At 69.6% G+C, this 18,429-nt stretch carries 12 protein-coding genes, 1 tRNA gene and 1 pseudogene; 6 read left to right on the top strand and 8 right to left on the bottom strand.

All coding sequences use genetic code 11. The features are described 5' to 3' along the window. Positions 1-32: 32 nt before the first annotated feature. From ACTWQC_RS33475 to ACTWQC_RS33460, 4 genes are all read right to left on the bottom strand, one after another. Positions 33-1,259, bottom strand: coding sequence for a hypothetical protein (locus ACTWQC_RS33475; RefSeq protein ID WP_443319622.1), 1,227 nt, complete (start codon positions 1,257-1,259; stop codon positions 33-35). Continuing rightward, positions 1,256-2,299: a DEAD/DEAH box helicase gene (locus ACTWQC_RS33470; protein ID WP_443319641.1), complete on the bottom strand. Its 1,044-nt coding sequence runs from the start codon at positions 2,297-2,299 to the stop codon at positions 1,256-1,258. Before ACTWQC_RS33470 ends, ACTWQC_RS33475 begins: the two co-directional genes overlap by 4 nt. A gap of 99 nt (positions 2,300-2,398) precedes the next feature. Beyond that, positions 2,399-4,204, bottom strand: a complete 1,806-nt coding sequence (locus tag ACTWQC_RS33465; protein WP_443319621.1) for an AAA domain-containing protein — start codon at positions 4,202-4,204, stop codon at positions 2,399-2,401. Between the two features lie 15 nt (positions 4,205-4,219). Next, on the bottom strand, positions 4,220-5,950 hold the full coding sequence (locus tag ACTWQC_RS33460) for a phosphorylase family protein (protein WP_443319620.1): 1,731 nt from the start codon (positions 5,948-5,950) through the stop codon (positions 4,220-4,222). 681 nt (positions 5,951-6,631) lie between these two features. On the opposite strand from ACTWQC_RS33460, the gene ACTWQC_RS33455 reads away from it, so the two are divergent. The 3 genes from ACTWQC_RS33455 to ACTWQC_RS33445 all read left to right on the top strand — a co-directional run bounded on the left by ACTWQC_RS33455 (position 6,632) and on the right by ACTWQC_RS33445 (position 13,389). Further along, entirely contained in the window at positions 6,632-7,201 is a 570-nt protein-coding gene (locus tag ACTWQC_RS33455; protein WP_443319619.1) for a hypothetical protein, read from the top strand. Between the two features lie 244 nt (positions 7,202-7,445). Then, positions 7,446-11,558: a phosphorylase family protein gene (locus ACTWQC_RS33450; RefSeq protein ID WP_443319618.1), complete on the top strand. Its 4,113-nt coding sequence runs from the start codon at positions 7,446-7,448 to the stop codon at positions 11,556-11,558. 595 nt (positions 11,559-12,153) lie between these two features. Further along, positions 12,154-13,389, top strand: a complete 1,236-nt coding sequence (locus tag ACTWQC_RS33445) for a tyrosine-type recombinase/integrase (protein ID WP_443319640.1) — start codon at positions 12,154-12,156, stop codon at positions 13,387-13,389. A 28-nt stretch (positions 13,390-13,417) separates the two neighbouring features. On the opposite strand, the gene ACTWQC_RS33440 is transcribed toward ACTWQC_RS33445, so the two are convergent. Then, a tRNA-Pro gene (locus ACTWQC_RS33440) sits at positions 13,418-13,494 on the bottom strand. Between the two features lie 167 nt (positions 13,495-13,661). On the opposite strand from ACTWQC_RS33440, the gene ACTWQC_RS33435 reads away from it, so the two are divergent. The 3 genes from ACTWQC_RS33435 to ACTWQC_RS33425 all read left to right on the top strand — a co-directional run bounded on the left by ACTWQC_RS33435 (position 13,662) and on the right by ACTWQC_RS33425 (position 15,875). Continuing rightward, on the top strand, positions 13,662-13,952 hold the full coding sequence (locus ACTWQC_RS33435; RefSeq protein ID WP_443319617.1) for a YiaA/YiaB family inner membrane protein: 291 nt from the start codon (positions 13,662-13,664) through the stop codon (positions 13,950-13,952). A 107-nt stretch (positions 13,953-14,059) separates the two neighbouring features. Next, the gene (locus ACTWQC_RS33430; RefSeq protein WP_443319616.1) at positions 14,060-14,764 is read left to right on the top strand and encodes a transketolase; all 705 of its coding nucleotides are present in this window, start codon (positions 14,060-14,062) and stop codon (positions 14,762-14,764) included. A 136-nt stretch (positions 14,765-14,900) separates the two neighbouring features. Further along, entirely contained in the window at positions 14,901-15,875 is a 975-nt protein-coding gene (locus ACTWQC_RS33425) for a transketolase family protein (protein WP_443319615.1), read from the top strand. A 131-nt stretch (positions 15,876-16,006) separates the two neighbouring features. Here ACTWQC_RS33425 and ACTWQC_RS33420 read toward each other — a convergent pair whose 3' ends face one another. The 3 genes and pseudogenes from ACTWQC_RS33420 to ACTWQC_RS33410 all read right to left on the bottom strand — a co-directional run. Beyond that, the gene (locus ACTWQC_RS33420; protein WP_443319614.1) at positions 16,007-16,375 is read right to left on the bottom strand and encodes an MmcQ/YjbR family DNA-binding protein; all 369 of its coding nucleotides are present in this window, start codon (positions 16,373-16,375) and stop codon (positions 16,007-16,009) included. Positions 16,376-16,580: 205 nt separating this feature from the next. After that, positions 16,581-17,690 carry an alpha/beta fold hydrolase gene (locus ACTWQC_RS33415; RefSeq protein ID WP_443319613.1) on the bottom strand — a complete coding sequence of 370 codons (1,110 nt, stop codon included), beginning with the start codon at positions 17,688-17,690 and terminating at the stop codon, positions 16,581-16,583. A 430-nt stretch (positions 17,691-18,120) separates the two neighbouring features. Beyond that, positions 18,121-18,429: pseudogene (locus ACTWQC_RS33410) on the bottom strand (ubiquinol-cytochrome c reductase cytochrome b subunit); the annotation flags it as partial.

Genomic DNA, 18,429 nt, shown 5'->3' with positions numbered 1-18,429 from the left:
TTCTCCTTCTGGGCTCGCTGGTTGACGTGCCGTCATCCGAGTCGGGCGAGCTGGTCGGCCAGACCCTGTCTGCCAGCACTTGCCGCGGCCCGCCACAGGTCCTGGAGGGACACCGCTCCCAGATCGAGCTGACGGGAGATCAGGTCGATCCGGGCGATGACGATGTTGCGGTCCGCGGCCCCGCGGGCCCCGAGATAGGCATCGAGCCGCTCCAGCAGGGCCTTTCGGCGTACCCGTTCGTCACTGCACCACAGGTGGAAGAAGGACGTGCCCAGCACCACGAACGAGCCCAGTTTCGTGAGCGGCACCGCGCGGTTCGCGCCGAAGCTGCCGCCGGGGAGCGTGACCCGCCAGCCGCCGTTCCGGCCCCGGACCGGCTGGTGCTGGCCCAGGTTCCTGGTGCTCAGCCACCTGGCCACCCGGTCCTGGAAGTCCCGGTCCTGGCCATCGGGGGCGGCGTCCACCTCCTCCGCTTCCAACGCGCTGGTGATCTCCGGCGTGCTCTGGCACACGGCGGTGAGCTCGACATCGGCCTCGTCAGCGGCCTGGGTGTAGACCAGGTGCCGCGCCCTGCCGTCGGACCCGACGGCACGGACGACGTACGTGGGCAGGAACGCGAGTTCCTCGTTGAGGCTCTCCGGGCGGTCGATGCGCTCCGGCAGGTTGTAGCGGTCGCGCTCCGGGTGATCGGCGAGCTCCGCCAGCGCCTCGCGGCGGAACCCATGCGTGGTGCTGAAGATGTGGGTACGCGGCCCGTCGCGCCGGTTCAGCACCTCCTGCGCCGCGCCCCAGGACAGGAAGGTGACCTTCCGCTCGTCGTAGTACGGGCGGGTCAGCGGACGGCAAGCGAAGGCGTCGAAGTACAGCCGACGCCGGTCCTTCCGAGTGACGGTGTAGCGCCTGTTGTCACGTACGGACCGCTGGCCGAGCTCGGTGAGTTGGAGGCGGCCTGACCGGGACCATTTGATGTGGCCGATCGCGGTGAGGAACCGCAAGGCCTGGGCGACCAGGGGCGGTTCGAGGGCGAAGAACGAGGCGAGGTCGTCCGCGGTGTCGAGCCCGGCCTCCGCGATGCCGCGCTCCAGGAAGCGGTCGATCAGCTCGTACGGCTCTCCCGCGGTGACCTCCGCCTGCACCTCGACGCACCACACCGGCAGCAGGACCAGGTAGATCCGCGTGGGAACGGCCTCGAGCACGTACGCCGCGTGCTCCAGGACGCGCTCCTCGGGGTAGGACATCAGCCGCATCGTCGTACTCACGCGCGTCCGCTCCCCTCGGCGAGCGCGGCCAGGTGGTCGCGGATCTGCGCGTACGGGCGGATCTCGCCATGCGCCTCTAGGTGGCCTTTTAAGGAATGGGCCAGCTCGCGGAAGCCCCGGTGCCGCGCGTCGGTCAGCGTCGACATGTCGCCGACCAGCACCAATTGGTGCTTGGCCCGGGTGAACGCGACGTTCGCCCGGCGCAGCTCCTTGAGGAAGCCGACCTTGCCGTACGGGTTGCTGCGGGTGAACCCGTACAAGATCACGTTACGCTCGCCGCCCTGGAAGGAGTCGACGGTGCCCACATTCAGGTCGACGTGATCTGGGTCGATCGTCCGGGCGAGCGCTCTGGCGATCCTGGACCGCTGCGCCTGATAGGGCACGATGACCGCCCACTCCACACCCAGCCCGTGGTAGAAGGCGGCCAGCTCTGCGAGGAGCGCGCCCTCGGCCCGGTTGGTGTAGCCGCGCTGGCCGAACCGCTCACCCGCGTGCCCCTGCTTCTCGTACCTGTCGGCGGCGGGCAGTCCCGAGGTGTCGACGAAGGCCATCGCGCTGGTGAACAGCCGGTCGCGGTGCTCCCGCTCCACCGCGGTGTGCAGCTTCCCCTCGTAGAAGGTGCCGGAGATGAAGTCGGCGATCACTGGCGGCATCCGGCGCTGATGGGTCAGCAGCGCGCAGTGGCTGTCGGGCAGCCGGGGCACCAGCGTCTCCAGCATGCTCTCGGCCAGCAGCCTCGTGACCGTGGGATCCGCGACGTTCCTGCCCCACGCCTCCACTTCAGAGTCGAGGAACGGCGGCAGCTGCTGATGGTCGCCCACCAGCACCGCCCGGCGTGCACGCACCAGCGGTACGAGCGCGTCGGCCATGCCGATCTGCCCGGCCTCGTCCACGATGGCCAACTCGAAGTCGATGCCGGACAGCTCGGGGCGGGAAGCTGTGCCGATGCAGGTGGCGGCGATCACGTGGGCGTAGCGGATCAGCTCGGGATAGAGCTGGTCGGTTGCCCCGGACACCTCCTCGTGCCACTTGGTCAGCAGCTTCTGCCGGGCGGCGAGCAGTGGCAGGCGCCCGGCCAGCCAGGTTCGCAGCCCTGCCAGGTCCCTGTGGTCGGCGTCGTCGGGGAGAGGGGGCAGCGTCTAGGTGGCAGGCACGGCGGCGCGAGCGGCCCGCGCAGCGGTGCCGGCCTCTTCACGGCATTCGCTGCTGAGCCGCTCGGCCTGCTCCACGGCCGATCGGGCAGCCCGTACGGCGGCGAGGTCTCGCGTGACCGCGTCCAGCTCCTGCTCGGCCACGGCGAGGTCGTTGCGGATGCGCCGTACGGCGTCGTCCAGGTCCGTCATCCTCTGCCGGACGGTGGCCAGCCGCCGCTCGTACGCCGTGGCCAGCAGCGCGAAGAGGGCTCCGATCAGCCACCACGCGGCGCGGTTCCCGGCCCGTTGGTGGGCGCGGGTGAGGCGGTCGATGCGCCGCTGGTTGCGGTCGGCCGCGCGCTCCCGGCGCCCGCGCTCGGCGGTCAGGTCATCCACGCGGGTCTGCGCGGGACCGCCCGCAGCGCGCCGGACCGCGGCGTACTGGTCGCGTAACCGCGACTCGTCGGTCAGAAGGACCTCCAGCTTCTCCAGCCTGCCGTCGAGCTCCCGCGCCCACTGCTCGGCGATGCCGACCTCGGCGTAGCCGTCCTTCCTGGAGCCGATCGTCCCGACGATCTCCTGACGCAGCTCGGCGGCCTGACGCTCCAGCAGGAACGGCTGGCCCTCAGCGGTGACCTTTTCCTCGTTGCCCACCCTGACGGTCACCAGGTCGCGCGGCAGGCGGGACAGCACGTTGTCCACCGCGCGATGGGTGTGCGAGGTCACCAGGACGGGGCCGGGGCGACCGGCGGCGGCACCTGCGATCTCGGTGATCGTCCGGGTCTTGCCGGTGCCCGGCGGCCCCAACACCAGCAGTATGTCCTCGACAGCCAGGGCTTTGCGGAACGCTTCGAGCTGGTCGGTGTCGAGCTCCTCGACGGGAGCTTCGGAGCCTGGACGTATCCGGCGCACCTTGTGGTCGACCAGCGCCTCCAAGAGCCGGGGCGACCGTGCCTGCCCGGCCCGCAGCAGCGCCACCGCCTCGCGCTGCTTGGTGTACACCACGCTGCTGGGGGTGACTTCCAGCTCCCCCTGCTGGACCAGGCGCGCGAAGTCGACCGCCTGGTCGAAGCGGACCGTGACCGTGCCGTGCGCGACCCGGGTCACCTGCCCGCGCTGCTCGGGCTCCCCGCGTATCTGAACGAACGCGCCCTCCTCCGGCCTGCCCTCCCCGGCGAGCCGGAACTCGTAGACCGCACGTGTGCCGTGCCGTTGCCCGCCAGTGGAGCCGACCGAGCGGTAGGGAAACGGCGGGGTGGACCGCATGGTTTCGGTGGAGATCGCCTCCGTGGCGTCGATCATCCGGTCGAGGGTGTCGAGAAAGGCGGCGTGGTGTGCGCGCAGCGGCGCTGCTCCGTGCTCCGCAGCGATCCCCTCACCGATCCGCCGCCACTCCGTCAGCAGCCGCGACCAGTAAGAGTCGGAGCCCGGCGGGATCTGTCGGTAGTCGTGGCACAGCTGCCAGCGCACGGGCCGCAGCAGCAGGCAGCCCTGGGCGAGCCGGTGGTGGTCGCCCATCCGGAGCGGGTCGACTGCGGCGATCGTGTACGCGTCCCCGCGCTGCTTGGTGAGGTACAGCCGGGCGACGTACGTCCTGCCGTGGACGAGCAGGCTCCAGTCTCCGCCGGCGCGCTGGGGCTCCCTGAGCGTGGCGGGCACGCCGTCGGGACGGCTACCGAGGTCGACGGCGAGCTGGTCGGGGTCCGCGGGCAGGCCGAGGTGGTTGCGGGCCTTCTGACGCAGGGAAAAATCCAGAGATTTGCCGGGTACGAGGTTGATCGGGCCCGGGAGGCCGACAGTGCGGAACGGCATTCAGGCTCCTCGTCCTCAACGAAGGTCGTCGCGTGCGCCGCGCAAGGCGACCTGGAGCTGGTTCAGGGTCGGACGGTCGGCGGGGTCCCGGGCCAGGGCAGCGAGAATCGCGCGGTCGGCTTCCTTCGGAATGTCCGGCAGATGGGCGCGCAGCGGCAGCGGTCTGTCGGGGGTGGGCGGGTGCGCGGCAATGAGGTGGTAGGCGAGAGCGCCGAGCTGGTAAGCGTCGGTCCAGGAGCCGGTCTTCCCCCGCAGTGCTCGTCGTCGCTGCTCAGGGGCCCGGTAGGGGTCTGGCCCCTCGCCGGGCTCCGGGATGTGAGCAGCCAGTCCGAGGTCACGCAGCACAAAGCGGCCGTCGTCGAGCTCGATGATCCCGGAGGGCATGAGGTGGCGGTGGGTGGCTCCTCGGCGGTGCAGCTTCACCAGGGTGGTGCACAGCCCGGCCAGGCCGGTGAGCAGGCGTCGTAGGCTTCCCGGCCCGAGGGGTTCGCGCCGATCGAGCGCGGTGCCCAGAGTCGGGCAGGGACCTGACGAGGCCCGTGACGTCGGCCAAGGAAGGGCGAGCGTGGCAGTGCGGCCCTGCGAGGTGATCAGACCGGCCCGGGGCAGGCCCGCGCTCTGTCGTCCCAGGCGCTTGAGCAAGCCGTTCTCGCGTGCGAGCGGCCTCGCCGCCGTTTCCGCGGCGGTGTCGTAGCGCGCCTCGGCCTGGCGCAACCAGACGTAGCGCGTGTGCGGCAGGGGCTCGGGCTTGAGCTGGCGTGCCAGTGCCTGACGGGCTATTAAGCAGTAGTCGGAGGAAGGGCGTTCATCTAGCAGCTCGTCGTGGAGCAGGTAGAGGTAGTCGCCGCATGCGACCTCCTCGCCGCCGCACCATACCGTCGCTCCCGCGGCCCGGGACTCGACCGTGTCCGTGGCCGTCGACGCGAAGACCATGGACTCCCAGGCACCGCCTGCAGGGGTTTCCCTGTGCGGCTCCCCGTCCTCCTCCGGGAGCTCGCGGATCACGGAGAACGCGACGGCCGCCGCGTTCCGCGCCGCGACCTGCTGTAAACCGGCGCGGTCGGCGTGGTGCTTGCCGCCGTCCGCCCGGTCGCTGATGCCACGTACGACCAGGGTCGGCAGCGCCGCGTTAAGGTGGGCGGCCTTCGCAACGCCCGCGCTCTCCATCTCGATGGCGGCAGCGTCCTGGTAGTGCTGCCGCAGTTGCTCCCGCAGTGGAGACCGAGCCGAGTTCAGGACGACCTCACCGGCAGCAACGGGCTTGAGGTGAACATCGGGCCTGCGGCCCGAGCCAGACTCGGGCAGCGGCTGCACCCACGAGCCCTCTCTGCGTACATACCGGGCCAACTGCTCCAGTTCGTGGTCCGCGGCCCACACCCTCGGCCGGGCCAGGAACGCACCGTTCTCCTCTTTGCCGCCGTGGTAGTCGTACACCTGCGTCGCCACGACGACGTCGCCGAGCTGGATGTCATCCTTGAGCGCCCCCGCCACCCCGGCGAAGACCACGGCCCGCGGATGGAACAGCGCAACAGCCCGCTCGGTAATCACAGCGGCGCCCTGGTTGCCTTCGCCGATCTCGGCCAGGGCCACCCGCCACGGTGTGCCGTTCAGGTAGCCGACTTCGAACAGCGTGCCCTTGTCGGACCGCCGCTGTAACGCGACCAGGTGCTCGCGTGCCGCCCGGTACTCCACATCCAGGGCAGTGAGCACGACGATCGTGCCGCCCTGGCCGTTCGCATCACCCACAGCGTCCCCGTCGCCCCTGTATCCGGTGTTGGTATGACAGCGAACCGCCCGCGCTCGCCGTTCGGCACGTCCTGTGGCAACGCGGCCCCAGGGCCCGGCACTCTACCGCTCATGTTGCCGAAGTCACCCTCGGACGGGTGCACACAGAAGCCAAGCGCTTCCGTGCGCCCCCTTTGAACAACTTCCCTACCGGATCCCGGCCACCGATGCGGCATCCGGCCGCGATTCATGGGCTCTTCACATCCGCGTAGAGCACGATCTGCACGCCCAGAACGCCGATCGGGCGAGTTCGGCAAGCAGACGACAAGCAGGGGCGCCGTCACCGGGCGCGCCGCCCAGAACACCACGACTGCCGCGAGCGGCGCCGCGCAGAACGTGTCGGTCCCGACGGACAACAACTCGCCGACCGGCTGTCCGCACAGATCCGCGTCTGGGACCACGACCGCACCGCCTAGCCCGCCATCACCGCCCACCGCAGGCACCCTCGTCATACAGGCGGGAGCGCGGATGGGGCAGGGAAGTCGTCGGGTGCCCAACTCTCGGAGGTCAGCCCCGCGGCAGGCGGTCTTGCGACCGTACGGCCTGATGTGTCCAGAATTCTCAAGGGGTTACGGCAGAGTACCGGAAGGCTCTACCACGCTATCGCGCCCACCTGAGCATCGGCATACGTGAGGGGGAACTGTGTCGACGAGCGAGGACATCACAGTCGGCGGGCTGCTCGTGACAGAGTACGAACGGGTCAAGGAGGAGCAGCAGGCCCGAATCGGGTTCCGGGACAACCTTCTCTACGCCACACTCGCTTCCATGGCTGCGGTCATCGCTGCTGTCCTCCAGCGCGACGGGCACGCCGAATTACTGCTGTTGCTGCCACCGGTCTCGGTGCTGCTCGGGTGGACCTATCTGGTCAACGACGAGAAGATCTCGGCGATCGGGCGCTATGTACGTGATGAGCTCACCCCCCGCCTCACAGCCCTGGCTGGTGGTCAAAGTGGGGGGCAGATCTTTGGCTGGGAAGTGGCCCACCGCAGCGATCGGCGCCGCAGGTCCCGCAAATGCTTGCAGCTCGCCGTCGACCTGCTCACATTCTGTGGGGCGTCGCTGGCTGCGGTCATCGTGTTCTGGGCAGCGGGCACATGTCCGGCGATGCTCATCGTGGTGTCCGTCATTGAGGTGGCGGGGATCGCTGTTCTGGCCATGCAGCTTGTGGTGTACGCGGACCTTGGTCATGACGCGAGGAGAACCGGGGCATAGGCCCAGGCACCGCTGCCCCAACTGGTCCGAGGGAAAGCCGAACCGCAGCTGGTGAGCAGCCGCCCAACAAGCAGGTTGTCGAGGAAGGTCGATTGGCGCGTGAGGCCTGTCGCGGGGCCGGTAGAGTGCCGGCCCTGGGCCGCTGGGGAGCAACAACGCGGCCGCCCTGGTGGTCGTGGGGCGTGTTGGTGAAGCCCTTGATGGCCCACACGCACACCAATGATCCAACGGGACGAGGGCGTACGTGAGCGATGTGAACGGCCGAGGCACCACGCTTGTCGTGCTGACGGCGCTGGAGGTGGAGTATCAGTCCGTGCGTGCACACCTGGGCGCCATGCAGCAGCGGCGCCATCCCGCTGGCACGCTCTTCGACGTGGGCCACCTGCCCGGTACACCATGGCAGATCGCGCTGACTGAGATCGGGGACGGCAACCAGGGCGCTGCGGTGCTGACCGAGCGGGCGATTGCCCTGTTCCACCCGCGGGCGTTGTTCTTCGTCGGGGTGGCTGGGGCGCTCAAGGACGATATCCAGCTGGGGGATGTGGTCGTCGCCACGCACGTCTATGCCTACCACGGGGGCAAGGACGAGGACGGGGAATTTCTGGCCCGCCCCCGGCTCTGGACTGCCCCGCACGAGCTGGAGCAGCTCGCCAGAGACCTGCGCCGAACAGCTAGGTGGACTCACCTGCTGCCGCAGCCCTTCCTGGACCTACCTCCGAGGGTCCATCTCGACCCCATCGCTGCCGGGGAGGTCGTGCTGAACTCGGCACACTCCGCCCTGAGGGAGCAGCTGCGACGCCACTACCAGGACGCCGCCGCCATCGAAATGGAAAGCGCAGGAGCGGCTCAGGCCGCGCAGCTCAACCACGGGCTGCCCGCCCTTACCGTGCGGGGCATCAGTGACAAAGCCGACGGCGACAAGCACATCGCCGACGGGGTGGGCTGGCAGAGCACCGCGGCCCGCAATGCCGCCGCCTTCGCGTTCTCCGTTATCCGTGAACTGCCGGCAGAATACTCGGCGCAGGACCGGGAGTCAGCAGGGAAAACCTCTGACCACGGTTCCCGGGCGCGATACGGCGCCGCGGCAGCCACGACCCCGCCGAATCCCCCTCCGCCAGACATGGCCCCCGCTCTTCCCAAGAAGTTCACTCCGCGGGCCGACGAGGGTGGGCGCTTGCTAACCGCCCTGCGCAAGCGCGAAACCGATGTGGCGCTGTGCGGACCGGGCGGCTTCGGCAAGACAGCGCTGGCGAGCTGGGCGTGCGAGGAGGTGCGCGATTGGTTTCCCCAGGGGTTGCTATGGGCGGAATTGGGACAGCGGCCAGGAGCCGACCGGATCGTACGTTCCCTGGCCGGGCTGGCATCGCATCTCAGCGGCTCGCCTCCGGGAATCTACGCTGACGTGATGTCCGCGGCGCAGGCACTGCGTTCCGCGCTGACGGGCCGCCGCGTCCTTCTCGTGGTCGACGACGTGTGGAGTGCCACCGACCTACGTCCCTTCCTGGGGCTTGGCGATGAGGTCACACTCCTTGTCACCACGCGCCGCGCGGGGCTGCTGAAGGGCACCGAAATCCCCGTGGGTGACATGAGCGGCCAGGAAGCCGTAGCGATGCTCGGCGTAGAGCAGGCCGACGGTGACGCTTTACTTCCGCTGCTCCGACGGACAGGACACTGGCCGCTGGCCCTGGCCCTGATCTCCGACCTGATGCGCAGCCTCTTGGACAGACACGACAAGTCCGTGCCGCAAGCGGTGAGCGAGCTCGTACGCGAACTGGATGAGCAGGGCATCCCCACCCTCGACGACTTGACCGACAACGACGCGGTGAACGGCATCGTCCGCACGCTCGAGCTGAGCCTAGAGGATCTCGTGGCTGCGGGCGGCGACGAGTGCGAGGAGCGCTTCACCTCTCTGGCCACGTTCCCCCCGGGCGAGACGATCCCATATCGGTTGCTGCACCGCCTGTGGAACGTCAGCGAGGTGCGGGCTCGCGCGGAGGGCGACCGCTTTGTTGGCCGCTCACTCGCGTCGGCTGTTGGCGCCGAGGGGCTGCGTCTGCACGACGTGACGCGCGAGGCATTGCGGCGGATCCGAGCACGGCACGTGTCCGAATCAGGCGTTCGGCTTCTGGACATGCTGCGCCCGGCCCAAGGGTGGCATCAGCTGGCTGACGAGGATTGGTCGTTCGCCGACAGTCTCGCCTTCCACCTACAGCAGGCCGGTTTGACTGAGGAACTGGGTGACACGCTGCGGGACATGCGTTTCCTCAGCCGACGCCTGGCCGCATCCGGACCGACCGCGACGGACGCGGACCTGGTTCGCTACAACGACGTAGCCTCCTCCGACACAGGGGCCCGAGCACTGACCGAACTCATCAGACGAGAAGGCCACTTGCTCACCGGCGGGCTCTCAGCGCACGACCTGGCGCTCACGTTGGAGAACCGCTCCTGGGGCAGCCTCCCGCTCCGCCAGTGGCTACGCCATTCCGGGCAGGCCCGCATGGCTGGCGGGCTCAGGGCACTGCATGCACCCCCGGACCTCGACCACGCCGCTCTTGTACGCTCCTCGGCCACGTCGGACAGCGGCGAATTCCGCGATATCGACTGGCACCCACAGGGCCGACTGCTCGCCGTCGCGGGAACAGAGCCCTCACTGGAGATCATCGATGTGGACCACGCCTGGACATCCGTGGGCTCCGTCGACCCCCCGGTCTCGTGCGTCAACCGCGCACGCTGGAGTCCGGATGGGACGAGACTGGCGCTCCTTGGGCTCGGTGACCGTTTCGCCACCGAGCACAACGACGCGAGCACCGCCCAGGAGGCCCCGGGGATCCTCCACTATGATCTGTCCGTCTATGACATGCGGACCAGTACGGAGATCAAGGCAACGCCGGTTGAGGCCCATCCATTGTCTCTCAAGGCACCCGCCCTGTGCTGGTCTCCTGACTCCCGAACGCTGGCCGTAGCCCGCGATACCGACGTATGCCTGTGGGACCCCGCGACCGACGCCGGGCTGAGGCCTCTGACCGGTTGCGTAGGCATGCGGAGAGAAGGAGAGGTGTCCCTCACCTGGCATCCCGACCATGGCCTGCTCGCGCACACTCCCGCAGAGCAACCCGCCGAGCGACACGTCGGGGTGCTGCGCAGATGGCCCGACCCTGCCCAGCAGCACTGCGAACCGGAAGTCTGGCGCGACCCCTCCCTGCGGGGCCCGGGCAGCGCGCTGACCTGGCGGCCCGATGGCAGCAGCGCCGCGCTGGAGGTGGAGGGCGCGGTCGTGGTCGTGGATCCCCTCGCCCGACGGGTGCTGTGGCAGCACGAGCATCACCAGGCTACGACGGTCCACTGGTCTCCCGACGGTGAGCGGCTCGCTCTGCGGGAAGCCCCCGCTTGGCTTCGACAGGGGAACGCCACTCTCACCCTGTGGGACATGCCAACCGACAGCGACATGGCACGAGGTGCGGTCCCCACGCCGTCGCCCACCATCTCCCTGAGCAATGGCCACACCGAGCAGGACTCCGTGGCCTGGCGCCCCGACGGAACGGCACTCGCAACCACCAGCGACCGACGTGTTCTCCAGATCTGGCGCGCCGAACCCCAGGGCTCGGCTGACAACTTGTCGCCACACAGAGCAGCCATGCAACACGTGCGATGGGGCCCCGATAGCCAGACCCTGGCTGTCGCGGGGGCGGACAGCCGCTGGTTGACCCTTAGCCTCGCAGCGGTGCAAGGTCCGTCTGTACGCATATGCCAAACGTTCCCCTTCTCCGGACGCGACCCGGCGACACGGCAGCAGTGGGTCGACAAGGTCGGCGTTCCAGCCGAGCAGCGCCCCCGAGGCGGGCCTCCAATCATCGTCCAGTTCGCACCCAGCGATCAGCTTTACCTGATTGGCCGCTGGTTTCAGCCACTGCGCCTCTTCACTGCGGATGGACAGCTGGTGACTGAGTTCGATTCCCCGGCAGACGCGCAGCGATGGGGCGATGCGTGCTTCACCCCGAGCGGCGACAGGATCATCGCAGCCGCCGGTGACCGGACATGGCACGAGACGGTCTTCAGTGTGTGGCCCGTGACGGGTGGCGCACGACAGCCGGCATCCGCCTCGTCGATGCACGGGGACACTCGCCCAGGTGCCAGCCGGATGATCTGGCGCGTCGCCGCGAGCGAGACGCACGCGGCACTCCTCGCGAAACCCGGATACATCGGCCTCTTCCGGCTGTGCGACATGCAGCCCGTCTGCTGGATCAGGACCAACTCCCACCTGCACGACGCCTCTTTCGACCCCTCCGGCCGTTATCTAGCGGTAGCGGGCGACGCAGGGCTTCACTTCTTCGCGGTCCACGATCCGTCCAGGGACTGACACGAAAATAACCCGTGGTTGAGCTGGTCAGGCCGCGGTGATGGGTTCGAAGGGCACTTGTCAGGCCCAGGCTGTTGGCCTCCTTGAGCATGCTGACTCACCACCTCCGCAGGACAGGCTCTCCCGGTGGCGCGCAGTACTACAGCATCGGCGTGACTGCCGTGCCACGCGGCGCTGTGGTGGTGACTGACAGACGTGCGGCGCTGTCGCGGTGCGGATGGCCAGCGGAGCCACGCCGACGTCCGCGACCTCCCTACTCACACGCAAGACGCCGGTTACCTCGCCTGCGGCGACTTCCGGTGCACCAACGCACTTGTCGCCTCGACACGGGTGAAGTCCAGGTCAGAGGGGGTCATGGTCGCTGGTGGTCGCATGGTGTGCGCAGACTGAGCGTGTCGGCACCTTGCTCCACCCTCCGGAGGCGATCATCATGCGCTCCTCTGCCGACCGCGGACGCGTCTACCGCCGCTGCGGCTGCCGTGACCAGCACCGCCGCCAGCTGGGCACACACTGCCCCAATCTAGCTACCGATAGTGACCACGGCAGCTGGACCTTCGCCGTCGACCTGCCCAGCACATCCCGCTAGCGCACTACCATCCGTCGCGGTGGATTCGCTCATGAAGACGCTGCCCGAGCTGCGCTGCGGCGCCTGCTCGAAGGTGAGGCCGGAGGATTCAACGCCGACCCGAACCAGACGGTCGCGGACTACCTCACCACCTGGCTCAAGGCCAAGGCTCTCGTCCTCAAGCCCACCACCCTGGCCCGCTACCGCGACTACATAACCCACGATCTTGTTCCAGCACTCGGCACTCTCAAGCTCGACGCACTCGGTCACCGCCACATCGCCGGCTTCGCTCACGCCCAGCTGGCAGCGGGCCCCGGAAGGGTGACCACGTACCGCTGTCTCGCCACACTCTCCAGCGCCCTGGGCGACGCCGTCCGCCAACGCCGCCTCGCCCACAACCCAGCCCGCCCCGCCGTCCTCCCCCGCCCACCGGCAGCCGAACGACGCATCTGGACACCACAAGAAGCAGCCCGCTTCCTGCGCTACTGCCACCAGACCGACCCATTCATGGCCGACCTGTGCGAACTCCTCATCGGCACCGGCATGCGCCGAGGAGAAGCACTCGGCCTGCACTGGAACGACGCCCACCCCGACGAGCAGATCCTCTACGTCCGCTACACCCTCTCCGCCATCAACAACACCCGACTGGTCCTCACGGAACCGAAAACCCGCAGCAGCAAGAACTGGGTCGCCATCTCCCCGCGCGTCGCAGCCGCCCTCAAACGCCGCGCCGCCGCCATCCGCACCCATACAAGTGATCCGACAGACCCGTTCTCCGACCTTGTCTTCTGCCGCCCCGACGGCCGACCCCTGCGACCACAGTCGGTACTCGACCGCTTCCGCCGACGGGCAAAGGAAGCTGGTGTCCCGCGTATCGGCCTGCACGACCTGCGGCACCTCGCCGCAACCCTCACCATCACCGCTGGCGTTCCTCTGACCGTGGTGTCGAAGACCTTGCGGCATTCCACTCTGTCCACCACGGCGAACCTCTACAGCCACCTCACCCAGCAAGCGGCCCACGACGCCGTCGACACCATCGACCAAGCCCTGACCACCGCCGACCAAGATGGCACCCGCCGCCACTGGCCGAACTGGCTGCGACCACACCGCGACCACGCCGAAGGCCGCACCCAGCGTCTCAAGCCGCTCTACTCCCCCACCCCAGCAGCCAGTTCACCCCAGGCGTCCCAGTTTCAAGGCACGTATGCGACCACCATGCGACCACCAGGCCTGCGAACACGGAAGAGGCCGCTTTCCCATCTCTGAGAAAACGGCCTATGACCTGCGAAAACGCTGGTCGGGACGACAGGATTTGAACCTGCGACCCCTTGACCCCCAGTCAAGTGCGCTACCAAGCTGCGCCACGTCCCGGTGCCCGTGTCAGCCTGGGGTTCCCCCCGGGCGACCGCGCACGAGAACAATACCGCACCTCAGGGGGTGGCTGCCCACCCCATTCCCCGGGCGGGGCACGTACGGGTCACGTCGGGTTGAGTACGGCTACTCAGGCGCGCGCCCGGCCCATGGTCGAGCCTACGGACATGAGTACACCGATCCAGCGGCCGACGACGACGGCCTTCTTCGTGCAGGCCGCGATCTCTTTCGGGATCTCGCTCGCGGCGGTTGCGTACGGCATCTTGAAGCTGCCTGTGGGCGCATGGGAGCGGGGGTTCCTGGGGCTCGGGATGATCTTCGTCGTGACGTCGAGCTTCACCCTCGCCAAGTGTGTGCGGGACCGGCAGGAGATGACCGAGGTGACGAGCCGGGTGGACAAGGCCCGGCTGGACAAGCTGATCTCGGAGCACGATCCGTTCGACATCAAGAACGTCTGACGCCCGACGTCCGAACCCGGCCGGGCGCGGTCACTCACCGTGAGCGCGGCCGGTTCTCCACATGGCCCAGTTGACCTCAAGCAGGCTTGAGGTTGCACGCTCGAGTCATGACCGCCACATCAGACGACCTCGCGTACGGCTACGCCGATCTGCCCGGGCTCATGAGCCTGATGACCGGGGACGAGAAGCACGGCCCCGCCGCGACCTCGACGCTCGACGCGCTCTGGGTGCTCTACGACCGCGTGCTGCGGGTCTCCCCCGCCACCGCCGACGCGCCCGTCCGGGACAGGTTTCTGCTGTCCAAGGGGCACGGGCCGATGGCGTACTACGCCGTGCTCGCCGCCAAGGGCTTCTTCCCCGCGTCGCTGCTGCCGGGCTTCGGCTCGTACGACTCCCCGCTCGGGCACCACCCGGACCGGATGCTGATCCCCGGGGCCGAGATCGGCAGCGGGTCGCTCGGGCATGGGCTGCCGCTCGCCGTCGGTACGGCCCTCGGGCTGCGGGCGCAGGGCCTGGCCGTCGCCCGCGTGTGGGTGCTGATCGGAGACGCCGAGCTGGACGAGGGCAGTAACCACGAGGCCATCGCCTTCGCGCCGGCCGCGGGCCTCGACCGGCTGCACACCCTCGTGATCGACAACTCCTCCGCCACCCACGGCTGGCCCGGCGGCATCGCCTCGCGCTTCGAGGCGGCGGGCTGGTCGGCCGCGACCGTTGACGGGCGCGATCACGAGGCGCTGTACCAGGCCTTCACCGCGCCCCACCCCGGGCGGCCGCACGCCGTCGTCGCCCGCGTCGAACCCAAGACCGCCTGAGCCCGGCCCCAGGTCGGGCTCAGGCCCCTGCCCCTGGCCGCGCCGGGCCACGGCCGCCAGCGGGCGGCCCCGGCACCGGCCCCGCCATGCCCCGGCCGACAGCGCAAGCCGACACCCCCCGCCGAGAGGAACCGCCATGGACACCATGCGTGAACGCTTCGCCGCCACCGCCTCCCAGCTCCTCGACGAGGACCCGCGTGTCGCGGTCGTCCTCGCCGAGATCGGCAGGGACGGCTTCGCCGAGGCCGAGCGCAGGCACCCCGACCGCGTGATCAACGTCGGCATCCGGGAGCAGCTGCTGATCGGCGCGGGCGGCGGACTCGCGCTGACCGGGATGCGACCGGTCATGCACACGTTCGCCAGCTTCCTGGTCGAGCGTCCGTTTGAGCAGGTCAAGCTGGACTTCGGGCATCAGGGCGCGGGCGGCGTGCTGGTCAGCGCGGGCGCGTCGTACGACTGGCCGGCAGGCGGCTACACCCACATGGCACCCGGGGACGTGGCTCTCCTCGACACCCTCGACGGCTGGACCGTCCACGTCCCCGGCCACCCCGACGAGGCGGAGCGGCTGCTGCGGCACGCGGTGGCCGCCGGGGACGACAAGGTGTACGTACGGCTCTCCGTGCAGCAGAACGCGGAGCCGCAGCCGGTCACCGGGGACGGCGGGTTCCTGACCGTACGGCGAGGGCGCGGCGGGGTGGTCGTCGCCGTGGGGCCCATGCTCGGCACCGTACGGGCGGCCGTCGAGGGCCTGGACGTGACCGTGCTGTACGCCGCCACGGTGCGGCCCTTCGACGCGGCCTCGCTGCGCGCCGCCGTCGGCGACCGGGCCGACGTCGTGCTCGTCGAGCCCTATCTCGCCGGCACCTCCACCGCCGCCGCGGGCGACGCACTCGCCGACACCCCGCACCGAATCCTCGGGCTCGGCACGGCGCGCGGCGAGCTGCGCCGGTACGGCACCATCGACGAGCACCTCGCCGCGCACGGGCTCGACCCGCGTGCGCTGCGCGAGCGCGTCACCGGCTTCCTCGGCCTCGGAAGCCCCGGAAGCCCCGGGAGCCCTGGGCGGCCTGGGAGGCCTGGGAGGCATGTCAGGCCCGTTCGACCCGTCTGACCCGGCGGGCCTTGCACGCCCGGCGCGCCCGGCAAGCCGGCAGCCGACCGGCTGACCACTAACCGGCCGACGCCAGCTGGCTGGTCCCCTGGCCGCCGGTCCGGGCACGACCGCACGCTGACCACACGCTCTCAGCCCGTCGTCGCCTCCTCGCCCTCCCCCTCGTACTCCTCCGCCAGCCTGCGCGGTGCCGTCAAGCGCCAGGCGTCCAGCAGGATCGCCTCCAGCTCGTCCTCGTCGTCCAGAGCGGTGAGCCGCACCCGCAGCCACGCGAAGTTGTCGTCGTGTCCGGGCCGCAGAAAGAACTTCCCCGGCTCGGCCGCGATCAGCTCCTCCCGGTCCTCGATCGGACACTTCACGCCTATCGAGGCGTCGTCGTCGGCCAGCGAGGCGAAGATCTTCCCCTTCACGCGGAAGGTCGGCATGCCCCAGGCGAGCTTCTCCTCCGTCTCCGGCAGCGCGAGCGCGATCCTGCGGACGTCCTCGGCCGTGGTCCCCATCCCCTTGCCCTCCGTTCTCCCACTCTCCCCGGCAACCGGCTCCCGGCTCCCGGCAGCACGGTCATCCCCGGCACCCCCGGTTCTCCGGGACCGCCCGGTCTGCCGGTGCTGCCCGTCCCCGGCTGTCACCCACTGTCACCGACCGTAGCGCCCGCCACTGACAGCGGCCCCGGACCCGGCCCCGAACTCCGATGACTCGGACGCGTCAGACGTGCTTGTCCAGCCACTCCAGCAGGTCGTGCTGCACCTCGTCGCGGTTCGTCTCGTTGAGGATCTCGTGCCGCGCCCCCTCGTAGGCCCGCCAGCTCAGGTCCTCCGTGCCGAGGTAGCGGAAGTCCTCCAGCAGTTCGTACACCAGCGTCATCCGCTGGTTGCACGGGTCCTCGGTGCCGACCGCGATGTGGACCGGCAGGCGGGCCGGGATAAGGGCGAGGTTGCGCGGGTCGTTGATCTTGCGGACGGCCCGGACCCAGTCAAGGGCGAGACCGGCGCTGAACGCGAACCCGCAGCGCTCGTCCGCGGCGTACGCGTCCACCTCGGCCTCGTCGCGCGACAGCCATTCGAAGCCGGTCCTGTGGGGGTAGGGGTCGTTGAAGGAGGCGAAGAGGTCGGGGATGAAGGAGGAGAGCGCGGCGCGGCCGCGCTCCGCGATCTCCTGCTCCAGGTCCGCGATCCCGCTTTCGGTCTCCGCGCCGGGCAGCGAGCGGAAGGTGCCCGAGAGGATCAGCCCCGCGAGCTCGCTCCCGTACTCCTGCGCGCAGTCCCGGGCGAGCATCGAGCCCAGGCTGTGGCCGAGCAGGACCAGGGGCGCTCCGGGGTGTTCGGCGCGGACCCGGTCGCCGATGGCCTTGATGTCGGCGACGATCGCCCGCCACCCGTCGTCGCCCGCGACGCCGTAGCCGCCGGTGGAGACGGCGGTCGCGCCGTGGCCACGGTGGTCGGAGGCCACCACCGCGTAGCCGTGCCCGGCGAGGAAGCGGGCGAACCGGTCGTAGCGCAGGCCGTGTTCCGCGGCGCCGTGCGCGATCTGGACCAGCGCGCGGGGGCGGACGCCGCTCGCGGGCAGCCAGGTGTACGTGGCCACGCGCGCGTGGTCGGCGGCCTCGAGGTGGTCGGTACGGTACGTGAAGCCGGCACCGCCGCCCGTGCCCGTGCGGGCACCCCTGCCCGCGCCCGCGCCCGTGCCCGTGCGGGCACCCTTGCCCGCTCCCGTACCCGTGCCCGTGCGGGTACCCTTGCCCGCTCCCGTACCCGTCCCGGCACCCCTGCCGGCTCCCGCGCCGTTGCCGGCCATGCCGTGCGTCGTCTGCGTCATGCGGCTCGCCTCCTGAATCACTGTCAGGGATGCTGTGGTATCCGTCCCGGACCACCCTCCCCCGCCCGCACGTCCCTCATGCCAGGGCCCCCTGGAGGGTGAGCCGTGAAAATGACTCACGACGCGCAGGTCACCTGGACCTCGGATCTGTGCTTTCGTGTCGGCCCAGGACGGATAACTCGCCGTAATCAAAGCAAGTTGACAGTCTCGGTACGTGGTTCTGCGGCGGACGGAGTGCTGGAATGTCCGAGACAATGGTGGTGGTCGGCCAGATCGCCCCTTAGCTGACCGCGGCGGCCGCATCGATGGGCACCGCCGTACTCGACTCCGCCCGGAACCAGGCCGCCGACGGCATCGTGACCCGCGGGCGCGCCTTCCTGACACAAACCCAGCGCCAAATCCGCAATGCAGTAAACGCTTTCCAGAGCGCCTACGAACGGCGGGACGGGGTGCGGGAATGAGCGCTGGCGGGTTTGGGGATCTGGCTGCCCGAGCCGTAGAAGGCGCGGCTGAGTTTCGCGCGCAACTTCTGCGAGCGCTTGATCTTGCGCCGTACGCCGTTCTCGTCGACCTCCTCGACCTCCGGGCCGAGCTCGAGCGGCTCGTACTGGCGATGCTGGGTGAGCGTGTGCAGCTGCTCCTGCGAGAGCGGCTCGTGCACCTCGACGAACTCTCCGTGCGGCAGCCGCTTGATGATGCCGCTCTCCCGCCCGTGCAGCACCTTGTCCCGGTCCCGCCG

The sequence above is a fragment of the Streptomyces sp. 8N616 genome, from assembly GCF_052246385.1.
Classification (GTDB): Bacteria; Actinomycetota; Actinomycetes; order Streptomycetales; family Streptomycetaceae; genus Streptomyces.
The sequence above is the reverse complement of the archived record's forward strand: the minus strand, read 5'-3'. Positions and strand labels throughout refer to the sequence as shown.

Excerpts from the sequence above, each read along its gene's own strand:
- ACTWQC_RS33465 (WP_443319621.1), bottom strand. The coding sequence starts at position 4,204 with ATGCCGTTCCGCACTGTCGGCCTCCCGGGCCCGATCAACCTCGTACCC.
- ACTWQC_RS33435 (WP_443319617.1), top strand. The coding sequence starts at position 13,662 with ATGAGTACACCGATCCAGCGGCCGACGACGACGGCCTTCTTCGTGCAG.
- ACTWQC_RS33430 (WP_443319616.1), top strand. The coding sequence starts at position 14,060 with ATGACCGCCACATCAGACGACCTCGCGTACGGCTACGCCGATCTGCCC.
- ACTWQC_RS33425 (WP_443319615.1), top strand. The coding sequence starts at position 14,901 with ATGGACACCATGCGTGAACGCTTCGCCGCCACCGCCTCCCAGCTCCTC.
- ACTWQC_RS33420 (WP_443319614.1), bottom strand. The coding sequence starts at position 16,375 with ATGGGGACCACGGCCGAGGACGTCCGCAGGATCGCGCTCGCGCTGCCG.
- ACTWQC_RS33415 (WP_443319613.1), bottom strand. The coding sequence starts at position 17,690 with ATGACGCAGACGACGCACGGCATGGCCGGCAACGGCGCGGGAGCCGGC.